Here is a 1,177-nt window from a genome sequence, read left to right on the forward strand (position 1 = left end):
GCAATGCCGCTGACTTTGGGGTGAGTTGCTTGTAGCTTGTGGCCGGGAGGGGTGCTGGTGCCACGGGCTGGGCAGGTGAAGCCGCCGGTTGAGGAGCGGTTGTCGGACCGGATCGCGTTGGGGGTGCTGACGCGGGTGTTTCCGGCGGAGCTGGTCGATGAGGTCGTCGCTGAGACGGGGCGGGGCGAGAAGCGGAATCGTCTGCTGCCGGCACGGGTGACGGTCTACTTCGTGCTGGCGATGTGTCTGTTCTCGGGGCAGGCGTATGAGGAGGTCGCACGGCTGTTGACGGAGGGGCTGGGATGGTCGCGCCGGTGGCGGGGGTCGTGGGAGGTGCCTTCGACCGGGGCGATCTCCCGGGCGCGTGCCCGGCTCGGCCCGGAGCCGTTGCGGGCGCTGTTTACGCGGGTGTGCCGTCCGGTTGCCACGCCTGACACGGTCGGCGCGTGGTATCGGGGGCGGCGGCTGGTGGCAGTGGACGGCACCACGCTGGACGTGGCGGACACTGAGGACAACGACGCGTTCTTCGGCCGGCCGGGGTCCGGGCGCGGGGACAAAAAGAGCGCGTTCCCGCAGGTGCGGCTGGTGGTGCTGGCCGAGTGCGGCACGCACGCGGTCTTCGCCGCGGCCACTGGCCCGTGCACGGTGGCCGAGACGCAGCTCGCCGACACCCTGCTGCCGAGCCTTGAGCCAGAGATGCTGCTGCTGGCAGACCGCAACTTCCCCGGCTACGACCGGTGGCAGGCCGCCTCCGCGACGGGAGCCGACCTGCTGTGGCGGGTCAGGTCGAACATCGTGCTGGTGGTGCGCGAGCAGTACGCGGACGGCTCGTACCTGTCGGAGATCTACGCGGCCCGGGACAAGCGGCGCACACATGGGCAGCTGGTACGGGTAGTGGAGTACACCGTCGCCGGCCACGAGGCGGACGGGCCGATCCGGCTGATCACCACGATCCTCGACCCCGACCAGGCACCAGCGGCCGAGCTGGCGGCCTTGTATCACGAGAGGTGGGAAGTGGAAGGGGTGCTGGACGAGATCAAGGTCCACCAGCGCGGCCCGGACGTGGTCCTGCGCTCCAGATACCCCGACGGCGTCGAGCAGGAGGTCTACGGCTTCCTCCTCGTCCACCACGCCGTGCGCCAGGTCATGCACAACGCTGCGGCCCAGGCCGGGACCG

The 1,177-nt window shown here is 70.3% G+C and carries 1 protein-coding gene; it reads left to right on the top strand.

Annotated elements, in window-relative coordinates:
• Positions 1-75 precede the first annotated feature (75 nt).
• The coding region (locus ABTX62_RS37830; protein WP_352120417.1) for an IS4 family transposase at positions 76-1,177 on the top strand (1,102 nt) is incomplete at its 3' end.

The organism is Streptomyces sp. NPDC096046 (assembly GCF_040303285.1).
Taxonomy (GTDB): domain Bacteria; phylum Actinomycetota; class Actinomycetes; order Streptomycetales; family Streptomycetaceae; genus Streptomyces.